General features: G+C 43.3%; 17 protein-coding genes and 1 other annotated feature. Of the genes, 1 reads left to right on the top strand and 16 read right to left on the bottom strand.

Features of this window, described 5'->3' with window-relative positions; genetic code table 11:
* Positions 1–27 precede the first annotated feature (27 nt).
* From spxA to M1D67_RS06410, 7 genes are all read right to left on the bottom strand, one after another.
* On the bottom strand, positions 28–423 hold the full coding sequence (spxA, locus tag M1D67_RS06440; RefSeq protein WP_003180621.1) for a transcriptional regulator SpxA: 396 nt from the start codon (positions 421–423) through the stop codon (positions 28–30).
* Positions 424–600: 177 nt separating this feature from the next.
* On the bottom strand, positions 601–1,179 hold the full coding sequence (locus M1D67_RS06435; RefSeq protein ID WP_003180619.1) for a GNAT family N-acetyltransferase: 579 nt from the start codon (positions 1,177–1,179) through the stop codon (positions 601–603).
* Between the two features lie 230 nt (positions 1,180–1,409).
* A complete protein-coding gene (locus M1D67_RS06430) occupies positions 1,410–2,333 on the bottom strand; it encodes an ABC transporter ATP-binding protein (RefSeq protein WP_023856654.1) in 924 nt (307 codons plus the stop codon).
* A gap of 1 nt (position 2,334) precedes the next feature.
* Positions 2,335–3,402: an ABC transporter ATP-binding protein gene (locus tag M1D67_RS06425; RefSeq protein WP_020450934.1), complete on the bottom strand. Its 1,068-nt coding sequence runs from the start codon at positions 3,400–3,402 to the stop codon at positions 2,335–2,337.
* Between the two features lie 13 nt (positions 3,403–3,415).
* Complete coding sequence (locus M1D67_RS06420; protein WP_023856653.1) at positions 3,416–4,333, bottom strand: ABC transporter permease; 918 nt, start codon at positions 4,331–4,333, stop codon at positions 3,416–3,418.
* A 4-nt stretch (positions 4,334–4,337) separates the two neighbouring features.
* The gene (locus M1D67_RS06415) at positions 4,338–5,273 is read right to left on the bottom strand and encodes an ABC transporter permease (RefSeq protein WP_020450932.1); all 936 of its coding nucleotides are present in this window, start codon (positions 5,271–5,273) and stop codon (positions 4,338–4,340) included.
* A gap of 95 nt (positions 5,274–5,368) precedes the next feature.
* The gene (locus tag M1D67_RS06410; protein ID WP_020450931.1) at positions 5,369–6,994 is read right to left on the bottom strand and encodes a peptide ABC transporter substrate-binding protein; all 1,626 of its coding nucleotides are present in this window, start codon (positions 6,992–6,994) and stop codon (positions 5,369–5,371) included.
* Between the two features lie 461 nt (positions 6,995–7,455).
* Positions 7,456–7,677, top strand: a binding site (T-box leader).
* A 52-nt stretch (positions 7,678–7,729) separates the two neighbouring features.
* Between M1D67_RS06410 and trpS the strand changes: the two genes are divergently transcribed.
* Positions 7,730–8,722 (top strand): tryptophan--tRNA ligase, encoded by a 993-nt coding sequence (gene trpS / locus M1D67_RS06405; RefSeq protein WP_011197767.1) that lies wholly within the window; start codon positions 7,730–7,732, stop codon positions 8,720–8,722.
* A 244-nt stretch (positions 8,723–8,966) separates the two neighbouring features.
* Here trpS and M1D67_RS06400 read toward each other — a convergent pair whose 3' ends face one another.
* The 9 genes from M1D67_RS06400 to M1D67_RS06360 form a co-directional block, all read right to left on the bottom strand.
* Positions 8,967–9,719, bottom strand: a complete 753-nt coding sequence (locus M1D67_RS06400; protein ID WP_003180605.1) for a YjbA family protein — start codon at positions 9,717–9,719, stop codon at positions 8,967–8,969.
* Positions 9,720–9,932: 213 nt separating this feature from the next.
* Complete coding sequence (locus M1D67_RS06395) at positions 9,933–11,198, bottom strand: MFS transporter (protein ID WP_219192761.1); 1,266 nt, start codon at positions 11,196–11,198, stop codon at positions 9,933–9,935.
* Positions 11,199–11,230: 32 nt separating this feature from the next.
* On the bottom strand, positions 11,231–11,788 hold the full coding sequence (locus tag M1D67_RS06390; protein WP_009328837.1) for a flavoprotein: 558 nt from the start codon (positions 11,786–11,788) through the stop codon (positions 11,231–11,233).
* Between the two features lie 35 nt (positions 11,789–11,823).
* The gene (locus M1D67_RS06385) at positions 11,824–13,134 is read right to left on the bottom strand and encodes a radical SAM/SPASM domain-containing protein (RefSeq protein WP_327806931.1); all 1,311 of its coding nucleotides are present in this window, start codon (positions 13,132–13,134) and stop codon (positions 11,824–11,826) included.
* A gap of 520 nt (positions 13,135–13,654) precedes the next feature.
* The gene (gene opp4C, locus M1D67_RS06380; protein WP_023856649.1) at positions 13,655–14,569 is read right to left on the bottom strand and encodes an oligopeptide ABC transporter permease; all 915 of its coding nucleotides are present in this window, start codon (positions 14,567–14,569) and stop codon (positions 13,655–13,657) included.
* An 18-nt stretch (positions 14,570–14,587) separates the two neighbouring features.
* Positions 14,588–15,538 carry an ABC transporter permease gene (locus tag M1D67_RS06375; protein ID WP_023856648.1) on the bottom strand — a complete coding sequence of 317 codons (951 nt, stop codon included), beginning with the start codon at positions 15,536–15,538 and terminating at the stop codon, positions 14,588–14,590.
* Between the two features lie 75 nt (positions 15,539–15,613).
* Positions 15,614–17,245: a peptide-binding protein gene (locus M1D67_RS06370; RefSeq protein ID WP_023856647.1), complete on the bottom strand. Its 1,632-nt coding sequence runs from the start codon at positions 17,243–17,245 to the stop codon at positions 15,614–15,616.
* Positions 17,246–17,357: 112 nt separating this feature from the next.
* Complete coding sequence (locus M1D67_RS06365; protein WP_171866277.1) at positions 17,358–18,341, bottom strand: ABC transporter ATP-binding protein; 984 nt, start codon at positions 18,339–18,341, stop codon at positions 17,358–17,360.
* A gap of 42 nt (positions 18,342–18,383) precedes the next feature.
* On the bottom strand, positions 18,384–19,358 hold the full coding sequence (locus tag M1D67_RS06360) for an ABC transporter ATP-binding protein (protein WP_003180594.1): 975 nt from the start codon (positions 19,356–19,358) through the stop codon (positions 18,384–18,386).
* Between the last annotated feature and the right edge of the window lie 80 nt (positions 19,359–19,438).

The raw sequence follows: 19,438 nt of genomic DNA, 5'->3' as shown, positions 1-19,438 counted from the left end.
AAGAAGGCTGAAAAATTCAGCCTTCTTTTAGTTTGCGAGACGCTGCGCTTCACGAAGCTGGAATGTGCGCACTTTGCGCGGCAGGAAGCGGCGGATTTCGTCTTCGTTGTATCCAACCTGCAGGCGCTTTTCGTCAATGATGATCGGACGGCGCAAAAGGCCCGGATGTTCATTGATGAGCTGGTACAACTCTTGAAGCGGCATTGTTTCAAGGTTGACGTTCAATTTTTGGAACACTTTGGAACGGGTTGAAATAATTTCGTCTGTTCCGTCCTCCGTCATTCGTAAAATCTCTTTTATTTCATCAATTGATAAAGGCTCTGAAAAAATATTTCTTTCCGTATACGGAATATCATGTTCTTCTAACCATGCGCGCGCCTTTCTGCAAGACGTGCAGCTTGGGGATGTATATAATGTAACCATATTGCTTCACTCCTTAAAAAGTAGAATGAAATTAGCGTATTCTTAAATTGAAATAAATCTAAAAAAGTAATCTTTATTGAGTATTATACTATAAAAAAGTAAGTGTGAACAGTCTGTAACAGAAATTTTTTGACAATCCAGCGACTTTTGCTTTTTTATGCCATCTGTTATTCTCATTTAGCTCAATTCATCGAAAATGTTTTTTTGTTTATGATCGTCAACAATCGTAAGGACGTCATCCACATCTTCATAAGATTCTCCATACCACTTCTCATCTTTGTATGTATGGATTTTTTCGTACGTTTCTTTCATCGCGTCAAACACTTCTTTCTCTGTGTTTGATTTTGGAGACCAATACAAAATCTCCATTTTGTTCACTTTGCCGGTTGCGAGTGACCGGCGACGGTAACCAATCGACTCAGCGTGTTTAAAGTTTTCCTTTTGATAAAATTTAAGACGTTTCGCCGTATCGGCATCATCTTCATCCACGGGCTCGACTTCGAGGAGGATCGGTTTGTTTTTCTTTTTCAGCTTCTCAATCAGCTTGGAACCAAGTCCCTGTCCTCGCGCGTCTTTAGAAACGAATAAATAGTCGATGAAAATAAAAGAGTCGAATTCGGCGTACATCAACACATGATGACGGCCTTCTTCTTTATGGTAAATATCGTTTTGTTCCTTTAACAATGCTTCCATGTGCTCTTTTGATTTCATTTCTTCAATTGGGAAATACTCGCTAAGCTTCTCATACCAGTTCATTGATTTGCTCCTTATGGATGTTCTAATTTCACACTTTAGATATACCCGCTTTCTTTTTAGTTTAAACAAAATCTTTTTAGAAAGGAGCTTCAGTGAAGCTGAGCATGTTACCTACATATACTAAGACGGTTGTCTCCCGCGAAGGTTTCAAATTTTTTCTCAAAAAAATTGCCGGCGGTTGTTCGGCATAAAAAAAAGACAGCCTTGTGACGGCTGTCTTCCTGCTTCGTTTATTTGGTTTGATAGGCTTTAAATTCTTCCTCTGTACACATGACGAAATGGCCGGGTTTTACTTCACGAAGCTCCATCTGTTCGTCGCCTTTCAGCTGGTGGACGCTTGGATCATACGTCTTCCGCACGCGCGTACGCTCATAATCCGGATCAGGGAGCGGAATGGCGGAAAGCAATGATTGTGTATACGGGTGAAGCGGATTTTCATACAGTTCATCTGCCGGCGCCAATTCAACAAGCTTCCCAAAATACATGACGCCGATCCTGTCGCTGATATATTTGACCATCGACAGATCGTGAGCGATGAAAAGGTATGTAAGCCCTCTTTCCTTTTGTAAATCCTTCATTAAATTAACGACTTGCGCTTGAATGGACACGTCCAGAGCGGAGATCGGTTCATCGGCAATGATGAATTCCGGCTCGACCGCAAGCGCCCTTGCGATTCCGATCCGCTGGCGCTGTCCGCCGGAAAATTCGTGCGGATAGCGGTTCGCGTGCTCTTTATTTAAGCCGACGAGTTTGAGGAGTTCATGAACGCGCTCAAGCCGCTCTTTTTTCGTTTTGGCCAAACCGTGGATGTCAATTCCTTCTGCGATGATGTCGGCAACCGTCATCCGTGGGTTCAAGGAAGCATATGGGTCCTGAAAAATCATCTGCATCTTCCGGTTGAATTCGAGAAGGTCCTTGGCAGACTTTTTGTCGTGGACATTCTTTCCCTTAAACAAGACTTCTCCGGAAGTCGCTTGATACAAACGAATGATCGAACGGCCAGTCGTCGACTTTCCGCAGCCGGATTCACCGACAAGACCGAGCGTCTCTCCTTTGAAAATGTCAAAAGAGATTCCGTCAACAGCTTTCACAATCCCTTTCGGCGTTGAAAAGTGCTGTTTTAAATTCTTGATTTCGAGCAGTTTTTCTGCCACATCATTCACCTTCTTTCACTTCAACCGGTTTTTCATACTGATTTTTAAACTCCTTCATCTTGCTTTTGACAGCGGCCGGCGGCTCAACTTTTGGAGCGTCCGGGTGCAAAAGCCATGACTTCACATAGTGTGTATCAGATATTTTAAACATCGGCGGTTCTTGTTCAAAATCGATTTTCATTGCGTAAGGGCTTCTTAATGCAAAGGCATCGCCCTTTGGCGGATTGGTCAAATCAGGCGGAGAGCCCGGTATCGCCATTAATTCTTCATCACCGTCGTTGTCAAGGCTCGGCATTGATGCCAACAACCCCCATGTATACGGATGCTTCGGGTTGTAGAAAATCTCGTCGACCGTACCGATCTCCACAATTTGTCCCGCGTACATGACGGCGACTCTGTCTGCGACATTCGCGACAACGCCGAGATCGTGCGTAATAAAAATGATGGATGTCTCGATCTTTTTCTGCAATTCTTTCATCAGCTCTAAAATCTGCGCCTGAATCGTCACATCAAGAGCTGTCGTCGGTTCGTCCGCGATTAAAAGCTTTGGATTGGCCGCAAGCGCCATCGCGATAACGACGCGCTGCCGCATCCCACCGCTGAATTCGTGCGGATACTGGTTGACGCGGCGTTCAGGCATCGGAATTCCGACCAGGCTGAGAAGCTCTACCGCCCGCTTATTGGCCTCTTCTTTTGAGATCTTTTCATGCTTAAACAGCACTTCTGTGATTTGACGGCCGACTTTCATCGTCGGGTTCAAAGAAGTCATCGGATCCTGAAAGATCATGCCGATCTCTTTTCCCCTGATTGACTGCATTTGTTTTTCCGTTTTCGGTACCAGGTCTTGTCCGTCAAATAAAATTTGTCCGTTTTTAAAATAGCCCGGCGGCATCGGAATCAGTTTCATAATCGCCTGCGAAGTGACGCTTTTGCCTGATCCGGATTCTCCGACGATCGCAAGCGTCTCTCCTTTGTCAACATGAAAGTTGACTCCGCGGATCGCCTGTACTTCTCCGGCGTATGTTTTAAAAGAAATGGCTAAATCTTTCACTTCAAGTAAGTGTTTCATCTTTCTCACTCCTTTATTTACGCAGCTTCGGATCTAAAGCGTCGCGCAGTCCGTCGCCGATAACGTTGAATGCAAACATGGTCAGACAGATAAAAGTAGCCGGGAAGAACAGGCGCCATGGGTAATATTCCAATCCCTGCACACCGTCTGTAGCCATCGTTCCCCAGCTTGCAAGCGGCTGCGGAACCCCGAGGCCGAGGTAGCTTAAAAACGCTTCATAGAAAATAGCCGTAGGCACGGTTAATGTCATGGTGACCAAGATCGGGCTCATGATGTTGGGCAGCAAGTGCTTTCTGATGATGCGCGAGTTTTTCGCTCCCAAAGTTCTTGAGGCGAGCACAAACTCCTGATTTTTGAGCTGGAGTACTTGTCCACGGACGATTCTCGCCATGTTGATCCATCCCGTAATAACCATCGCGACGATCATCGTGACCAAGCCTTTTCCCATCACTACGAGCAGCAGGATCGTCATTAATAAGGAAGGAATCGCCCATAAAACATCTGCAATTCTCATCATAATTTCGTCAGTACGTCCGCCTCTGATGCCTGATATCGCACCCCATATCACACCGATCAAAACGTCGATCAGCGCGGCAGCCAGTCCGATTGTCAGCGAGATGCGTGCGCCGACCCATGTACGGACGAATACGTCCCTTCCAAGGTCATCTGTTCCAAACCAGTGCTCGCCGCTCGGCGGCTGGTTCGCATTCGTTAAATCCGTTTCTTCATATTGAAAGCTTGAGAATACCGGCGCGAAGATAGCCATCAGAGCGATCAGGATCAAAACCACCAGTCCAAACAGCGCCAGCTTGTTTTCTTTAAATCTCAAGAATACGTCTGTCCAAAATGAAAGGTTTTTCTTTGAGATCTTTTCGGCTTCGCTATGGTCAACAGCTGCAGGTTCAAACATGTCTTTTGGTATTTGCTGCATCCTATTACTCCCCTTTCTTAGCGCCAAACAGTTTAATGCGCGGATCAATTAAGCCGTATAAAAGATCGACAATCAAGACGCAAAGCAGCAAGATTGCCCCGAAGAAGACGGTAACACCCATGATCACCGTGTAGTCTCGGTTCGTAATGCTGGTGACAAAGTGCATGCCGAGTCCCGGTATACCGAATACTTTTTCGACGACAAACGTTCCTGTCAAAATGGACGCCGCCATTGGCCCCATATATGTAACAACCGGCATGATGGCATTTCGTATCGCATGCTTAAACGTAACGGCCGGTGTGCTCAAACCTTTTGCACGTGCCGTGCGGATATAGTCGCTGCTCAGCACTTCAAGCATGCTCGAACGCGTCAAACGGGCGATAAACGCCATCGGCATCGAGGCGACTGCGATGGCAGGAAGCACAGTATGTCCCCATGACTCCCATTGTGCGACAGGGAACATGCCCAGCTTCATTGCCAGCACGTATTGAAGAAGTGCAGCCATGATGAAGTTCGGAACAGAGATCCCGACAACCGCAATGATCATCGCTGTGTAGTCCTGCCACTTGTTTCGCTTCAGCGCGGCGATCACGCCGAACAATACGCCGAAAGCGAGCGCAAGGCAAATCGCTTCCAATCCAAGTGTAAAAGAAATCGGAAAACCTGAGCTGATCAAGTCGTTCACAGTTTGTCCCTTATATTTAAATGACGGCCCGAAATCCCACTTTGCTACCGATACTAAATAATCGAGATATTGTTTAAAAAGAGGCTGGTCTAAACCATAGTAGGAATTGAGACTGGCTTCAATTGCAGGGGGAAGTTTCCTCTCGCCTGAAAAGGGTCCGCCCGGTATCGCTCTCATCAGGAAGAAGGTAGCTGTGACGATAACCCAGAGAGAAATTAACATATAAACAAGACGACGGCCTAAAAATTTAATCAATTTTACACACCTCCGAATATTCAGTCTATTAACTTCTTTTCATAAATAAAAGTATATGGGGGGAAAGTCTAAGCCCCATATACTTTCATGCAATTTTATTCAAAATGCGCGGTTTTGAAATAGATCTCACCAGTACCAGTTAGAACAAAGTCTTTTAAGCTTTCATCATGAAGATACGGCATTGTGTAGAAGTAGATCGGTGCAACCGGCAGCTCATCCATGATGATGCTTTCTGCTTCTTTCATCAGCTCGATGCGTTTCGCTGAATCAGTTTCTCTCGATGCTTTATTCAGCAGCTCTTTATACTTTGCGTTTTCCCAGTTCGTATCATTGTTTCCGCCTTCTTTGTCGCGGTATGTTTCAAGGAAGTTCATTCCGTCGTTAAAGTCGGCGGTCCAGCCTAAACGGCCGATTTGATAGTTTCCTGCATGGAGCTTATCGATGTATACGTTCCATTCTTCATTGCCTAATTCGACATCTAAGCCCAGTTCCTTGTTCCACATTTCCTGAACGGCTTGAGCGATTTTTTGGTGTGCTTCATCCGTGTTGAAGGAAAGCGTGATTTTCGGAAGGTCTGACGCTTTTTTCAAACCGAGCTCTTTCAAACCTTTTTCCAAGTATTCTTTCGCCTTATCAACATCATGGTCTTTGAAATAGCCTTTATTGGACTCAAAGCCGTGGACTGCCGGCGGCACTAATCCCATCGCAGGCAGCTGTTCCGCTTGCGTGATGTTTTTGACGATCGCTTCGCGGTTGATCGCGTATGTCAGCGCCTTACGGATGTTGACATTGTTCAGCGGAGCCGCTTCAGTGTTGAATTTGTACAGGTAAACCGATGCGAACGGATCAATGTTCAGGCCTTCTTTTTTCAGGCTTGGAATCGCATCCGTTGAAATCTGGTCAAGCGGCTGTCCTACAAAGTCTAGCTCGCCTTTTTTGTACATGTTCAGACCAGTGTTCGGATCGTTGACCATCGCCATATTGATTTTCTTCAGCTTAACAGCGTCTTTATCCCAGTACTGGTCGTTTTTCTCTAGTACGATGTTTCCGCTGTGCTTCCATTTCGCCATTTTGAAAGGTCCGTTAGATACGTAGTTCTCATCTGCGTTTGTGTACCATTTCGCATTCTTCTCTGCTACCTTTTTATTGACTGGCATATATGTGTAGAATGCTGTCAGTTCAGTAAAATACGGTGTCGGTTTTTCAAGCTCGACTTTTAAAGTCTTATCATTAACAGCTTTAACGCCGACATCTTCAATTTTCCCTTTGCCGGTGTTCGCTGCTTCTCCGCCTTTTAAGTAGTAAAGCTGATACGCATATTGCGATTCGTTTTTAGGGTCGAGCGCCCATTTCCATGCGTATTCAAAATCCTCTGCTGTTACAGGATCTCCATTTGACCATTTCGCGTCGCGGAGCGTGAATGTGTATGTTTTTTGGTCGTCGCTGACTTCGATTTTTTCGGCTGCCGCTTCAACCGGCTTTCCATCTTTACCGATTGTCGTCAATCCTTCAAAAGTCTGACGAAGCACGTTTGCAGACACCGAATCGTTTGCGAGTCCCGGATGTAGTGAAAACGGTTCTGTTTTAATGTTGACATTTAATGTGTCTTTCCCTTTGCTGTCTTTTTTACCGCCGTCACCGGAGCTTGAGCCGAAGCCGCAGGCGCTGAGGACGAGTGTGAAAATGAGCATTAAACTGATAAATGACAAACGCTTCTTCAAAGAGAAACCCCCCCAATTTCTTGTTTTTTTAGTTCCTTACTCCTGAACATTCAGATTTATCATAAAAAAGTAATAGGCCCACTTGCCATACTTTTTCCTCTGTTTCGTCTTTTCTGAATATTTGTTATGTAAGAAACCTGTAACACCGAGGTGAACAAATTCATTATAATTAATAGAATAATTTATTGCAATATTAATTTTCAATTATTTTTTTATTCAAACTATTTATGATTGTCAGGTTTTCTGCCAAATGTACAAATACACTTCTCTGTTTTAAAGCGTAACCACATTAAAAGGAAAGTTTATGTTTTACAGGTTAAAACGTTTTACACGTATAACATTAACCATTCTTTATATCGAACCAGATGCCGCCGCGCCAACTTTATTCAGCCCGGTATTCGTTTTCTTTTCCCCAAGGCTGTCGACTTTCATTTAAAATTTATATATAATAAAATTATGAATAACATGCGATGAAGAAGAAGAGTACACATTTCTTCCCATTTAAAGAGAGTCCGCGGTGCTGGGAGCGGATAATGGCGAATGTGGAATGGGCTTCGGAGCAGCTGACCGAACACGGATAAGTAGGCTCAGCCGGAGAAGACTCCGTTACAAACGTCTAGAGCGATTTCATTTTGACCATAATGAAATAATCAGGGTGGCACCACGGTTCATTCGTCCCTTTTCTTTTAAGGGAAGAATGGGCCTTTTTATTTTGAAATGGAAAGAGGGATTCACATGAAAAAAACGATTTTTTCCGGTATCCAACCGAGCGGCTCTGTCACCCTCGGCAACTATATCGGAGCGATGAAGCAGTTTGTCGACTTGCAGGATGACTACAACTGTTACTTCTGCATCGTCGATCAGCACGCGATCACAGTCCCGCAGGACCGGCTCGCGCTGAGAAAGAACATTCGGAACCTTGCCGCGCTGTATTTGGCGATCGGCCTCGATCCGAAAAAAGCGACGCTGTTTATCCAATCGGAAGTGCCTGCACACGCCCAGGCGGGATGGATGCTTCAGTGTGTCGCCTACATCGGCGAGCTTGAGCGCATGACGCAGTACAAAGATAAATCAGCCGGAAAAGAAGCTGTCGTCTCCGGGCTTTTGACATATCCTCCATTAATGGCGGCGGACATTCTGCTTTATGGAACAGACGTCGTCCCTGTCGGAGAAGATCAGAAGCAGCATCTTGAATTAACCCGGAACTTGGCGGAGCGTTTCAATAAGAAATATAATGACATTTTTACGGTTCCGGAGGTTAAAATACCGAAGGTCGGCGCCCGCATTATGTCACTTGCCGACCCGCTCAAAAAGATGAGCAAATCAGATCCGAACCAAAAAGCGTTCATCACCCTGCTCGACGAACCAAAACAGCTTGAGAAAAAAATCAAAAGCGCTGTCACGGATTCCGACGGAATCGTCAAATATGATAAAGAAAACAAACCCGGTGTATCCAACCTTCTGACGATCTATTCGATTCTCGGACAAGCCTCAATCGAAGAGCTTGAAGCAAAATACGAAGGCAAAGGCTACGGCGAATTTAAATCAGACCTTGCCGAAGTCGTCATCGGCGCGCTGAAACCGATTCAAGACCGTTACCACGAATTGATCGAATCTGAAGAGCTGGACCGGATTTTGGACGAAGGCGCCGAACGCGCAAATCAAACAGCAAACAAGATGCTGAAAAAAATGGAAAACGCGATGGGACTCGGCCGAAAAAGACGCTGATCCAAAAACACCTTCCGATTGTACGATAATCGGAAGGTGTTTTTCATAGAGAACAGCCGCAGCTCCGCATTCACTTGCCTCCGGATCACGATATTTCTATAATAAATGATTCAAAACACATGTCTCCAGTCCTTCATTGACCGCTTTGTCAGAAAGACAGCTCATATTTTTTATTTTTCAATATAGAATTTTCGCTTTTACAAATAAAAAGACCGCCGTACTTCCGGCAGTCTTGATTCTTAATTTAGTTGACTTTAGACTCATTCTCAATTTCCCAAAGCTTTTCAAAAAACGGCTGTCCTTTAATCAAATTTTCACAAAAGTCCCTGTGTTTGTCTGACCATCCGTCGATCGTCTCATTGAAAAGCATGTCCCAGATTTCTTCAAATGTCATGCGCTTGATCTGTTCATACATATACGGATTCCATTCGGTGTACCAATAAGCGATCTCGGCCCGATTTTGGAGCCCTTTGAGCTGATCGAGCGCCATGAACAGCAGCTGTTTGAGCTGGCGTTCTTTTCTCGTTAATCCTCTGACATGCTCCGGTGATAAAGATAAAATGTGGTATTCTTTGGAAGATTGCAGCTTCTCTGGTGCAAACTCGTAAGTTTCCGCTTCAACGTCCTTCACCATTTCATAAACGAGCTGCTCCTGTCTCGGAATGAGGCGGCTTTTTCTTACCGGTATTGTGTAACCGGCCGTATCGACCGCGAGAATACCAATGCCGTCCGTTACGACGAAACAATGATCAAGCTGTGTCCGCTCATGATTTTTACGAATATACGCTTTTTGATGAACCTCGTTCAATAATTCGGCCGGAAGCTCTGACAAATCATTTTCTATGTAGTGAAACAAAACGGACGACACCCTTAACAAAGGCACCTGGTCAAGCAATTCAACACTGTCTTCCTTCCGCCATTCATGAAAGTGGCAGACGTTGTAGCCATTTTCTTCTCCCTCAAACCAATTCACCCACACATCATGAAGAAACAACATTTCTAACCCCTCACTTTTAATAAAAACTGTTGTCCACAGTATAGGCAAGGGGGAAGGAATTTATTCCAAGCGGATGAGATTATGGCAATCGCCATCAAAAAAAGCCAAGGACTTACATCCCTCAGCTTTTTATTTAATATTCTTCGGATCAAGCGCATCGCGGAGTCCAGACAATGGGCAAAATCATGATGACTGAATGAAGCAATTCACACATTATTTATTCAACACGTTTGTAAAAAAGCTGTATTCTTTAGCGTTTATTTTTTCTGATGAAGGAATTGATCTTAAAGAAGACTGAAACACCCAATAAACAGATACAAACAGCATGGCAATTCCTCCTATAAAGAAAACCTTATCGCTGCCGATCAATGACGCGGTAAACCCTCCCAGCAAAGATCCAAAAGGAGCTGCTATGCTTGTCAAACTTGCGATAAAAGAAAAAACTCTCCCTATAAACTCTTCCGGCAGTATGCTTTGCAAAATGGACATGAAAATGACGTTTGTCACGCCGATGGATATTTGAGACAAACCAAATAAAATAATCGATATGTATGAAGAGGTGGCGATCGCCGAAATACTCCATAAAACCCCTGAAATGAAAAATCCGTATATCGTAAGTGATCCTATCGAGAATCGGCCAAACACTGTTGCGAATATTGAACCTAACAGTAAACCGCATGACATGGAAGCCAAATAATATCCATAGTATTCTTCTCCTCCTCTAATCGAAGAGAAGCTTGGCAAAATCACAATCGTCGCACTAAGCATGAAATTGGAAATCATCGAGCCCAAGAGGATTTTTGGAATGAGGGAATGACGAATGAGTGTAAATCCCTCTTTTATATCCGTTGTATAATTGTGTATGACTTTTTTGAAGTGGAATCGGGGCTTATGTTCTATCTCATTTTTTTGTTCTAATTTTACGCACTTAAAAAACAGCGCCGCTAACAAAAAAGTGAAAGAGTCAACTAAGTATATGCTTATAGCTCCTGCCGAAGCAATCACAATACCTGCAATACCAGTAAATATAATATCTGTACCCTGATATGAAAATGACATAATTGAGTTTGCTTTAACCAGATCTTGACTTTTGATGATTTTAGGCAGTGCGGCAGATTGCGCAGGATAAGTAAATTGCTCAATGAATACGATAAGAGGCATAATCATCATGATGATCCAAATGTTCAAATATCCAATGAAATAAAAAAGCGGAATAATCAACACCAAAATAGCTTGGATGAGTTGACTCCAAACCAAAACTTTATTTAATCTGACTTTATCAACAATCGGACCTGTTAAAAATTGCAAAACAGTTGGGAACATCGTCAAAAAACCAGCTAATCCGGAATAAAATGTACTTTTTGATAAATCAAACACAAGCCACATTGCCGCAACTGTATACATACTGTCCCCAATATTGGTTACCAAACGCCCCAATATCAAGAATAAAAAGTTTTTATTTTTCAATACGCTTAACATCGTTAAAACCTCTATTCATTTAACAGGACTGTTTAGCTTTTTGATAAAACGGTTCCTTTTTCACTTAGCAATTTCAAAAGTTCATCAGGATCTGGAAGCCCCGCTTCAGTTTGAACAATTTCCCCACTTGATGCTTTTATTCCCAAGCTGGTAGTATTAACAAAAATATGCCCGAACTCTTTTATAATTTTTACATTTTTTTGTACAGCAGGATTATTCCACATTTCATTGTTCATGTTTGGAGCAATATATATAGCCTCTGAATAATTAAGTACACTTAAACTTAAAAGGTCATTGGCAGCTCCGTTAGCTATTTTTGAAAGCGTAGCCGCAGAAGTAGGAAGTATAAGGAAACGATCTATTTCGTTTACTAGTTCTACGTGTAAGATTTTAGAAGAACAATCAGAAAAAACATTCTCATAAACTCCTTGAACAAAAGGCCTTATAGCTCGCGGAGATAGGAATCGTTGAGCATTTTCTGTCAAAATAACATCAATGTCATATTCGTCGCGTAAAGTATAGATAAATTGAGGAAGGTTGATTGCACCAATTGTACCTGTAACCCCTAACAACATCTTTTTTTTACCCATAAATGGAGTCCTCCTCTACAAGGTTTAGATATCTCTTAAGGTTTTGTTTTATTGGCGGACATGGAGTTTTTTTCCGCTTCAATCCGTTCTAAAGGGCAAGCATTTCCTTGACAGGCAGGTCTAAAATAGCATTTAGTGCAATTCGGATCTTCATTAGCTCCTCCGGAAAGCCAAAGTGAGAGCCTTTCTTCATATAATTCCATTTCTCCATTCTCTTTAATATCGCCAACGTGATTTAACGGGTTATTAAATGCAACTGTACATTTGTATACCATCCCATCTGATCCAATAACATAAGAATTTGGATTTGATGCATAACATTCTGAACCCCCAGGCTCCATAAATCCTTTATAAAAATTAAAATTAAATCCTTGTTCTTGTGCATATTCATAATAGGGAAATAAATCTTTGGTATTACATAAATGAATATTACTAGATTGTTCTCCTTTTAAATTGAGAACAGGGATAAAATGCATTAAAAATCTAGGATCATCTTTAAACAAATCTCTCATTAAATCTATATAATCATACATCACTTCAGAAACATCTTTACTGATATTTGATCTTAGAAGTATAGAATATTCATAACTTGTGTTTTTTAAATTGACCAAATTTTCAATAATTTTATTAAATGTTGGACCCCCGTCTTTTTTTATTCTTTGTCTATCATGAGTTTGACTATTACCATCCAAAGTAATTTGAAAATTACTAACATTAAGTTCTATTAACTTCTTAAATTTTTCCTCATCTAAATTATATCCATTTGTTGTTATATCTGCAAAATAATCCACCTTATTTTTATTACACAACACTTTAATTTCTTCAGACAGTTCTTGGATTACATTAAAAGATTCTAAGGGCTCTCCTCCAAACCAAGATATATTTAAATTTTTGTAGCTCACCAATTCTTTTTCAAGAAAATTCAAAATCCCCTTTTTTACATGAGTTTTCATTTCCTTTTTTAAAAAATCCTCGTAGCAGTAAATGCATCGAAAATTACAGTCTTCATTTGGCAACAGGATTAAATGCAATGTTCGATTTTCTGATAATAACTTAAATTTTTGAGCAGTTGCTTTTTTATACTCATCTGTGTCATATCTTACAATAAATCCTTTGTTATATAAAAGATCAATCCACTTATCACCTTTTTCAAATTTTATTTCTCTTCTATGCAATATATTTAGTACTTTTTCTTTTGTTCCATTTGAAAATTTGATAATTTCCCCAGTATAAGAATTATAAAGCTTAATTTCTTCATTGTTTTTTTTGAGTATAATATTAAATCTTGATGGCTTTAACTTAATCTTTTCCAACACATGAATTTGGTTTTTGTTTCTATTAAACAAAAGTATTCCCCCTTTATAGCTTTTAAAAAATTGCTAGAGTCAACTTTATATTCTATCTCTGATGTATTTGTCTAAAAGGGTGTTAAAGGAAGTGAGCAAAGTTTTTTGTTTAAGTGTGCAATTAAATTCTTTTTAGAAAAAAATTAAATTGAGGATGTTGTGTACATTGAACTTGATCAATATACCTAGAGGTCTGGGGTGAAATTATTCAGAAGTAATTTAAGAAAATTGTTCAGAGTGAGATACCAAAGACTTATGACTTATGATGATTATTCATCTTTGGTACCTCATTCATTAAAGGCTAAATACATCTACTAACAGAGAACATTAATTCTATGTCCACTATTTCGGTTACCTAGATTTTCTTTTTTATTTTTCATTTTTATTCACCTCCTTAAAGAACATAGATAAATTTTTTTTGTATTACACTTTAAATATACCACCCTAAAATTCCAATAGTCAACTTTTTTTCAAATTTTTTCAAGTTAATATCTAGTTTTCTCTTCCTAATTTTCTATATTCATTTAATATTCTTCGGATCAAGCGCATCGCGGAGTCCGTCGCCTAAGAAGTTAAAGCACAGCACAGTGAGCAGGATCATCAGGCCCGGGAACAGCGGATACCACCACGCCTGGATCATGATCGTAAAGTTCTGTGCATCCTGAAGCATGTTTCCCCAGCTTGCCATCGGCGGCTGAACCCCGAATCCAAGATAGCTTAATGCCGATTCCGCAAGGATCACGGTACCGACGGAAAGGGTCGCGGCAACGATAATCGGGCCCATCGCATTCGGAAGAATGTGAGAAAAAATGATTTTGTAATTTCTTGTGCCGATCGTTTTCGCCGCCAAGACGAACTCCCTCGACCTCAAGGACAAAAACTCGCTCCGGACAAGGCGCGCCGTCGTCGTCCATCTCGTCAAGGCGAATATTAAAATCAGTTTATCTATGCCCGGCTGGAAGATGGTGACCAGCGTGATTAACAGAAAGATGTCGGGTATGGATAAGATAATATCAACAATTCTCATTAAAATGGCATCAATGATTCCGCCGAAATAGCCGGCGATCGCTCCGACAACGGTTCCGATGGTGATCGAACCGAGGACAGACGCGAAACCGACGAGCAGCGAGATTTGTGCGCCGTACAACAGGCGGCTGAAAATATCCCGGCCGAATTTATCCGTTCCCATCAAATGCTCCGCGCTCGGCGCTTTTAATTTGTTCATCAGATTTTGCTGTTCCGGCGGGTATGGAGCAATCAGCGGTGCAAACAAGGCCGACAGTACAATGATAAGCAAGAGAATTCCGCCGATGACAGCGAGCTTGTTTTTGAAAAACTTCTCGAAAAAGATTTTTGTCATCGTTTCCGGTTTTTGCGAAACGTTTTCTTGAAGCCCGATCTCCGCTGAAGGCACTTGTGGATTTGGCTGTGTCATGATTTACTCCCCTCTTTCTTAATACTCAATCCGCGGGTCGATGATCGCATACAGAATGTCCGCTATTAGATTGCCGATGACAACCAGTACAGCGGATATGACGGTCATCGCCATAATCACGGGATAGTCTCTTTGAAACGCGGAATCAATAAACAGCTTCCCGAGTCCAGGCCAGCTAAAGATCTGTTCGGTCACCACCGCACCGCCGATAAAGGAAGGAATCATCAGTCCGAAAATCGTCACAACCGGGAGCAGCCCGTTCCGCAGTCCATGCTTGTACACGACCCGATTTTCTTTAAAGCCTTTCGCTCTTGCCGTCCGGATAAAATCCTGGCGCAGCACATCCAGCATGCTTGACCTTGTATATCTCGTAAGCCCGGCCATATCTGCGGTGGCGAGTACGAAAGCAGGCAAAATTAAATGATGAATCCGATCCCACAAGCTAAAACCCGAATTCAGCGTCATAACGCCCCCGGTCGGAAACCAGCCTAAATTCACGGATAACACCATAATTAAAATTAAACCGAACCAAAAGTTTGGAACAGCAAGTCCGATAAAAGACGTAAACGTAATACCGTAATCAAGCTTTGAATAGGGCCGCCTCGCCGAGAGCACGCCGAGCGGGATCGAAATCAGAAGCGCCAGAATCGTTGATACAAGCATTAATAAAAGCGTATTCGGAAGCCTGGCAAGAATCAAATCGATAACAGGCGTTCCTTTCCTGACGATCGAAGTGCCAAAGTCCCCTTGCATCATATTGCCGAGCCATTTCAAATATTGAATATGTTCGGGCTCATTCAGTCCGTATTTTTCGATGAACTTCTCGCGGTCAGCCTGTTTGATGGACGGATCGACCATCAGTGACACCGGATCACCGGGAGCCGCTTTCATGATCGCGAAAGAAAGAATGGTAATCCCAAACAGGATCGGAATAGACATCAGCGTTCTCCGAATAATGTATGTAACCATCTTCTATTCCCCTTTTATCATGGATTTTAAAAACCAGGGAGAGGAACATCCCCTCTCCCTTTAGAGAATATTAGATTATTTTTTCAGCCACCATTTGTTCACTTCATAGAAATCGTTTTTCGGATGAAATTCGAAGCCTTTCAGGTTTTTAGGGATCGCCCGGTGGTAGTTATAATAGAACAGGAATGTATACGGTTGATCTTCGGCAATCATTTTGTAAATTTTCTCGTAAGCTTTCGAATATTCTTTCCGATCCTTCAGTTTTTTCGCGTCGACGAGAAGCTTATCGACTTCTTCGTTTTTGTACCATATGTTATTTAAGCCCGCTTTCGACTGGCTGGAGTGGAAGATATCATATTGATCAGGGAAGGTCGCCAAGCTCCAACCGAGCAGGAGTGCGTCATAATTCCAGTTTGGCGCGCTCGTTTGTTCAATTAAAGCGCTGAACTCGACGATTTGCGGCTTCGCTTCGATTCCGACTTCTTTCAGCTGCTGCTGGATGACAACCGCGGCATCTTCGCGTACTTTATTTCCCTGGTTCGTTTTAATGGTAAAGGAGAACTTTTTACCGTCTTTGTCTAAAATGCCGTCACCGTCTGTATCTTCCCAACCCGCTTCTTTGAGCATTTTCTTCGCTTTTGCCGGATCGTATTCAAAGACCGGAATATCAATGTCTTTCGGATAGTTCCATGATAAAGGGCTTTCCGGAATATTCGCGACTTCCCCATCGCCGTCCAGCACATTTTGAACGATCGATTCGCGGTCAATCGCATGGGTTAAGGCCTGGCGGACTTTTTTATCTTTAAACAGCTCATTTTTTTCGTTCCAGCCGAGGTATGAATAGTTCAGGCCTAGATCAGACTCAAGCTTGACATGATCGAATTTTTCGACCGTCTTCACATCCGTGCCCGGGACGACGAAATAATTAATGTCTCCCGCCTGAAGCTGGGCGATCGCTGCATTGGCATCCGGAATCACTTTGTATGTCAGCGTGTCAAGGTATGGCCCTTCACCGTAGTAATCCTCAAATGCTTCCACTTTAACGTATTGCCCCTGTTTCCACTCTACGAATTTAAACGGTCCCGTTCCGATCGGTTTTTTCCTGTTAAATTCGTGTTCGCCAAGGTCTTTAATCGGCACGTCCCCTAAAATATGCTCAGGGAGGATTCCGTAGCTTAAAGAGACAGGCAAAAATGAAGGGTCCGGATGCTTGAGCTTGAATTCAACCTCGTAGTCTCCTTTTTTCGTCACTTTATCAATCATTCCAAAATTGGAGCCGCGCTCACCGGCATAGTCTTTGCTTAATGGGATGTTATACGTAAACACGACGTCATCGGCCGTAAACTCCTCGCCGTCATGCCATTTTACGCCTTTTTTCAAAGTCACGTTATACGTTATGCCGTCTTCCGACTGATCTATTTTTTCAGCAAGCTTCATCGTCGGATTTAAATCGGTGTCAGAGCCGACAAGTCCGTCAAAAATAAACCCTTCAATATCAGAGCTTGACACATCGGTTGAATATAAAGCGTTGAACATCGTAGGCTCCCCTGTAGAACCGATGACCAAGTCACCGCCCTTTTGCGGCTTCCCGTCAGATTTGCCTTCTTTTTCGTCCCCTCCGACTTCGCCGCTGTTGCAGGCCGTTAGAAAAATCGATAAGATCAGCAGCAAGCTTAAAATTGAAAATCCTGTTTTGCGTTTATTCATTTTATGAATTCCCCCTTATTAAACTGTTGTCCTTCTTTCCACCCGATTGACCCCCGTTTTTTAAAGAAGACATTCCCCCTCTCAAGGATTTAATATGTGACGGCCTTCCCCTTTATTCGTAAAGGTGACATGCCACGAAATGGTTTGTTTTCACTTCCTTGAAAGCAGGTTCGGCTTCCGCGCAAATCGCTTTTGCGGCCGGACACCTCGTATGAAAGACACAGCCTTTCGGAGGGTTGGCGGGACTCGGCAGCTCGCCTTTTAAAACGATTCGCTCCCGCTTTGTTCCGCCTTTCTTCCTAGTGACGGGAACGGCGGACAGAAGCGCCTGCGTGTATGGATGAAGCGGGTTGTCGTACAGCTCATGCTTGTCTGTCAGCTCCATCATTTTGCCGAGATACATGACGCCGACCCTGTCGCTGATATGGCGGACGACGCTCAAGTCATGGGAAATGAACAAATATGTCAGATTGAATTCTTCCTGAAGCTCTTCCATCAGGTTGATCACTTGAGCCTGGATTGACACGTCCAATGCGGATACCGGTTCATCGGCGATAATAAGCTCCGGATTTAAAGCCAGCGCCCGCGCGATTCCGATCCGCTGGCGCTGCCCTCCGGAAAATTCGTGGGGATAGCGGTTCGCAAACGACGGGTGCAGCCCGACCTTAGCCAAAAGCTCTTCGGCTTTTTCGTTGCGCTCTTTGAAATTGTACATATGATGCGTGTTGAAGGGTTCTTTGATGATGGAACGCAGCGTTTTTCTCGGGTTCAGTGAGGCAAACGGATCTTGGAAAACCATCTGGATGTTTTTGCGGACGCTCTTTCTCAACGCTTCTTCCGACAAACTTGAAATGTCGCGGCCTTTGTAAAAGATCTGTCCTGCCGTCGGTTTATAAAGGCGGATCATCGTCCGTCCGGCGGTCGACTTTCCGCAGCCCGATTCACCGACAATGCCGAGCGTTTCGCCGCGTTTAAGCGAAAAGCTGATGCCGTCCACCGCTTTGACGTCGCCGATTTTTTTCTGAAATATCCCTGAGCGGATCGGAAAGTACTTTTTGACATCTTTCAGCTCCAGAAGGGATTCTTGCGGGTTCATTTCCTGTCCGGGCTGTAATCGTTCAGCTGATGAAGTCATCCCTTATTCTCCCTCCTCATATAAAAAACATCTGACAGACCGGCCGTCCGGACGCGTCTTCAAGTCCGGCTGCGCGCCCCAGCATTTGTCGCCCGCACTCGGACACCTCGGAGCAAACCGGCAGCCGGCCGGAAGGTTGTCAGGCGTCGGCACATTTCCTTTAATGGCTGTTAATTTTTCAATGGAGCCTTCAATAACAGGGATGGAGTTTAACAGTCCTTTTGTGTAGGGATGCAGGGGTTCATCGAATAGTTCATCTACTGTGGCATTTTCAACAACTTGTCCGCAATACATGACGATCACGCGGTCCGCAATTTCGGACACAACGCCGAGATCGTGGGTAATGAGAAGGATGGAGGTATCGAATTTGTCGCATAGGTCTTTCATCAGTTCCAGCACTTGCGCTTGAATGGTGACGTCAAGCGCTGTAGTCGGTTCATCCGCGATGAGCAGCTTCGGATTGCAGCTTAAGGCAATGGCGATCATCACCCTCTGCCTCATGCCGCCCGACAGGCGGTGCGGATATTCTTTCATCAGCTCGCCTGCCCTCGAAAATCCGACAAGCTTTAATAATTCTACCGCTTTTTTGGCAGCTTCTTTTTTCGATAGCTTTTTATGATAGATCAGCACCTCTGTGATTTGTTCGCCGATCGTCAAAACCGGATTGAGCGAGGTCATCGGCTCCTGAAAAATCATCGAGATTTCATTTCCGCGGATCTTGCATAAATCTTGTTCTTTGTATGTAACGAGATCCCGTCCTTCGAGCTTGATGGAACCGTTCATGATCTTTCCGCCCGAGCCCTCGACGAGTCCCATGATTGACAGAGACGTGATGCTTTTACCGGATCCCGATTCACCGACCAGCGCCACGGTTTCTCCTTTTTTGATTGAAAAATCGACGCCGTCCACTGCGGGTATCGGCTGTTTTTTTCTGAAAAAATAAGTTTTTAAATCATTGACTTCCAGCAATGCGCTCATCCAGATTCCCCTTCCATAGACCAGAAGTTAAATATTACGAAAAACTAATATATTACTTTTTTAGAATTTTCTTAATATGA

Source organism: Bacillus sp. PK6-025 (assembly GCF_056530265.1).
Note: the sequence above shows the minus strand (reverse complement) of the source record. Positions and strands in the feature narration are given on the sequence as shown.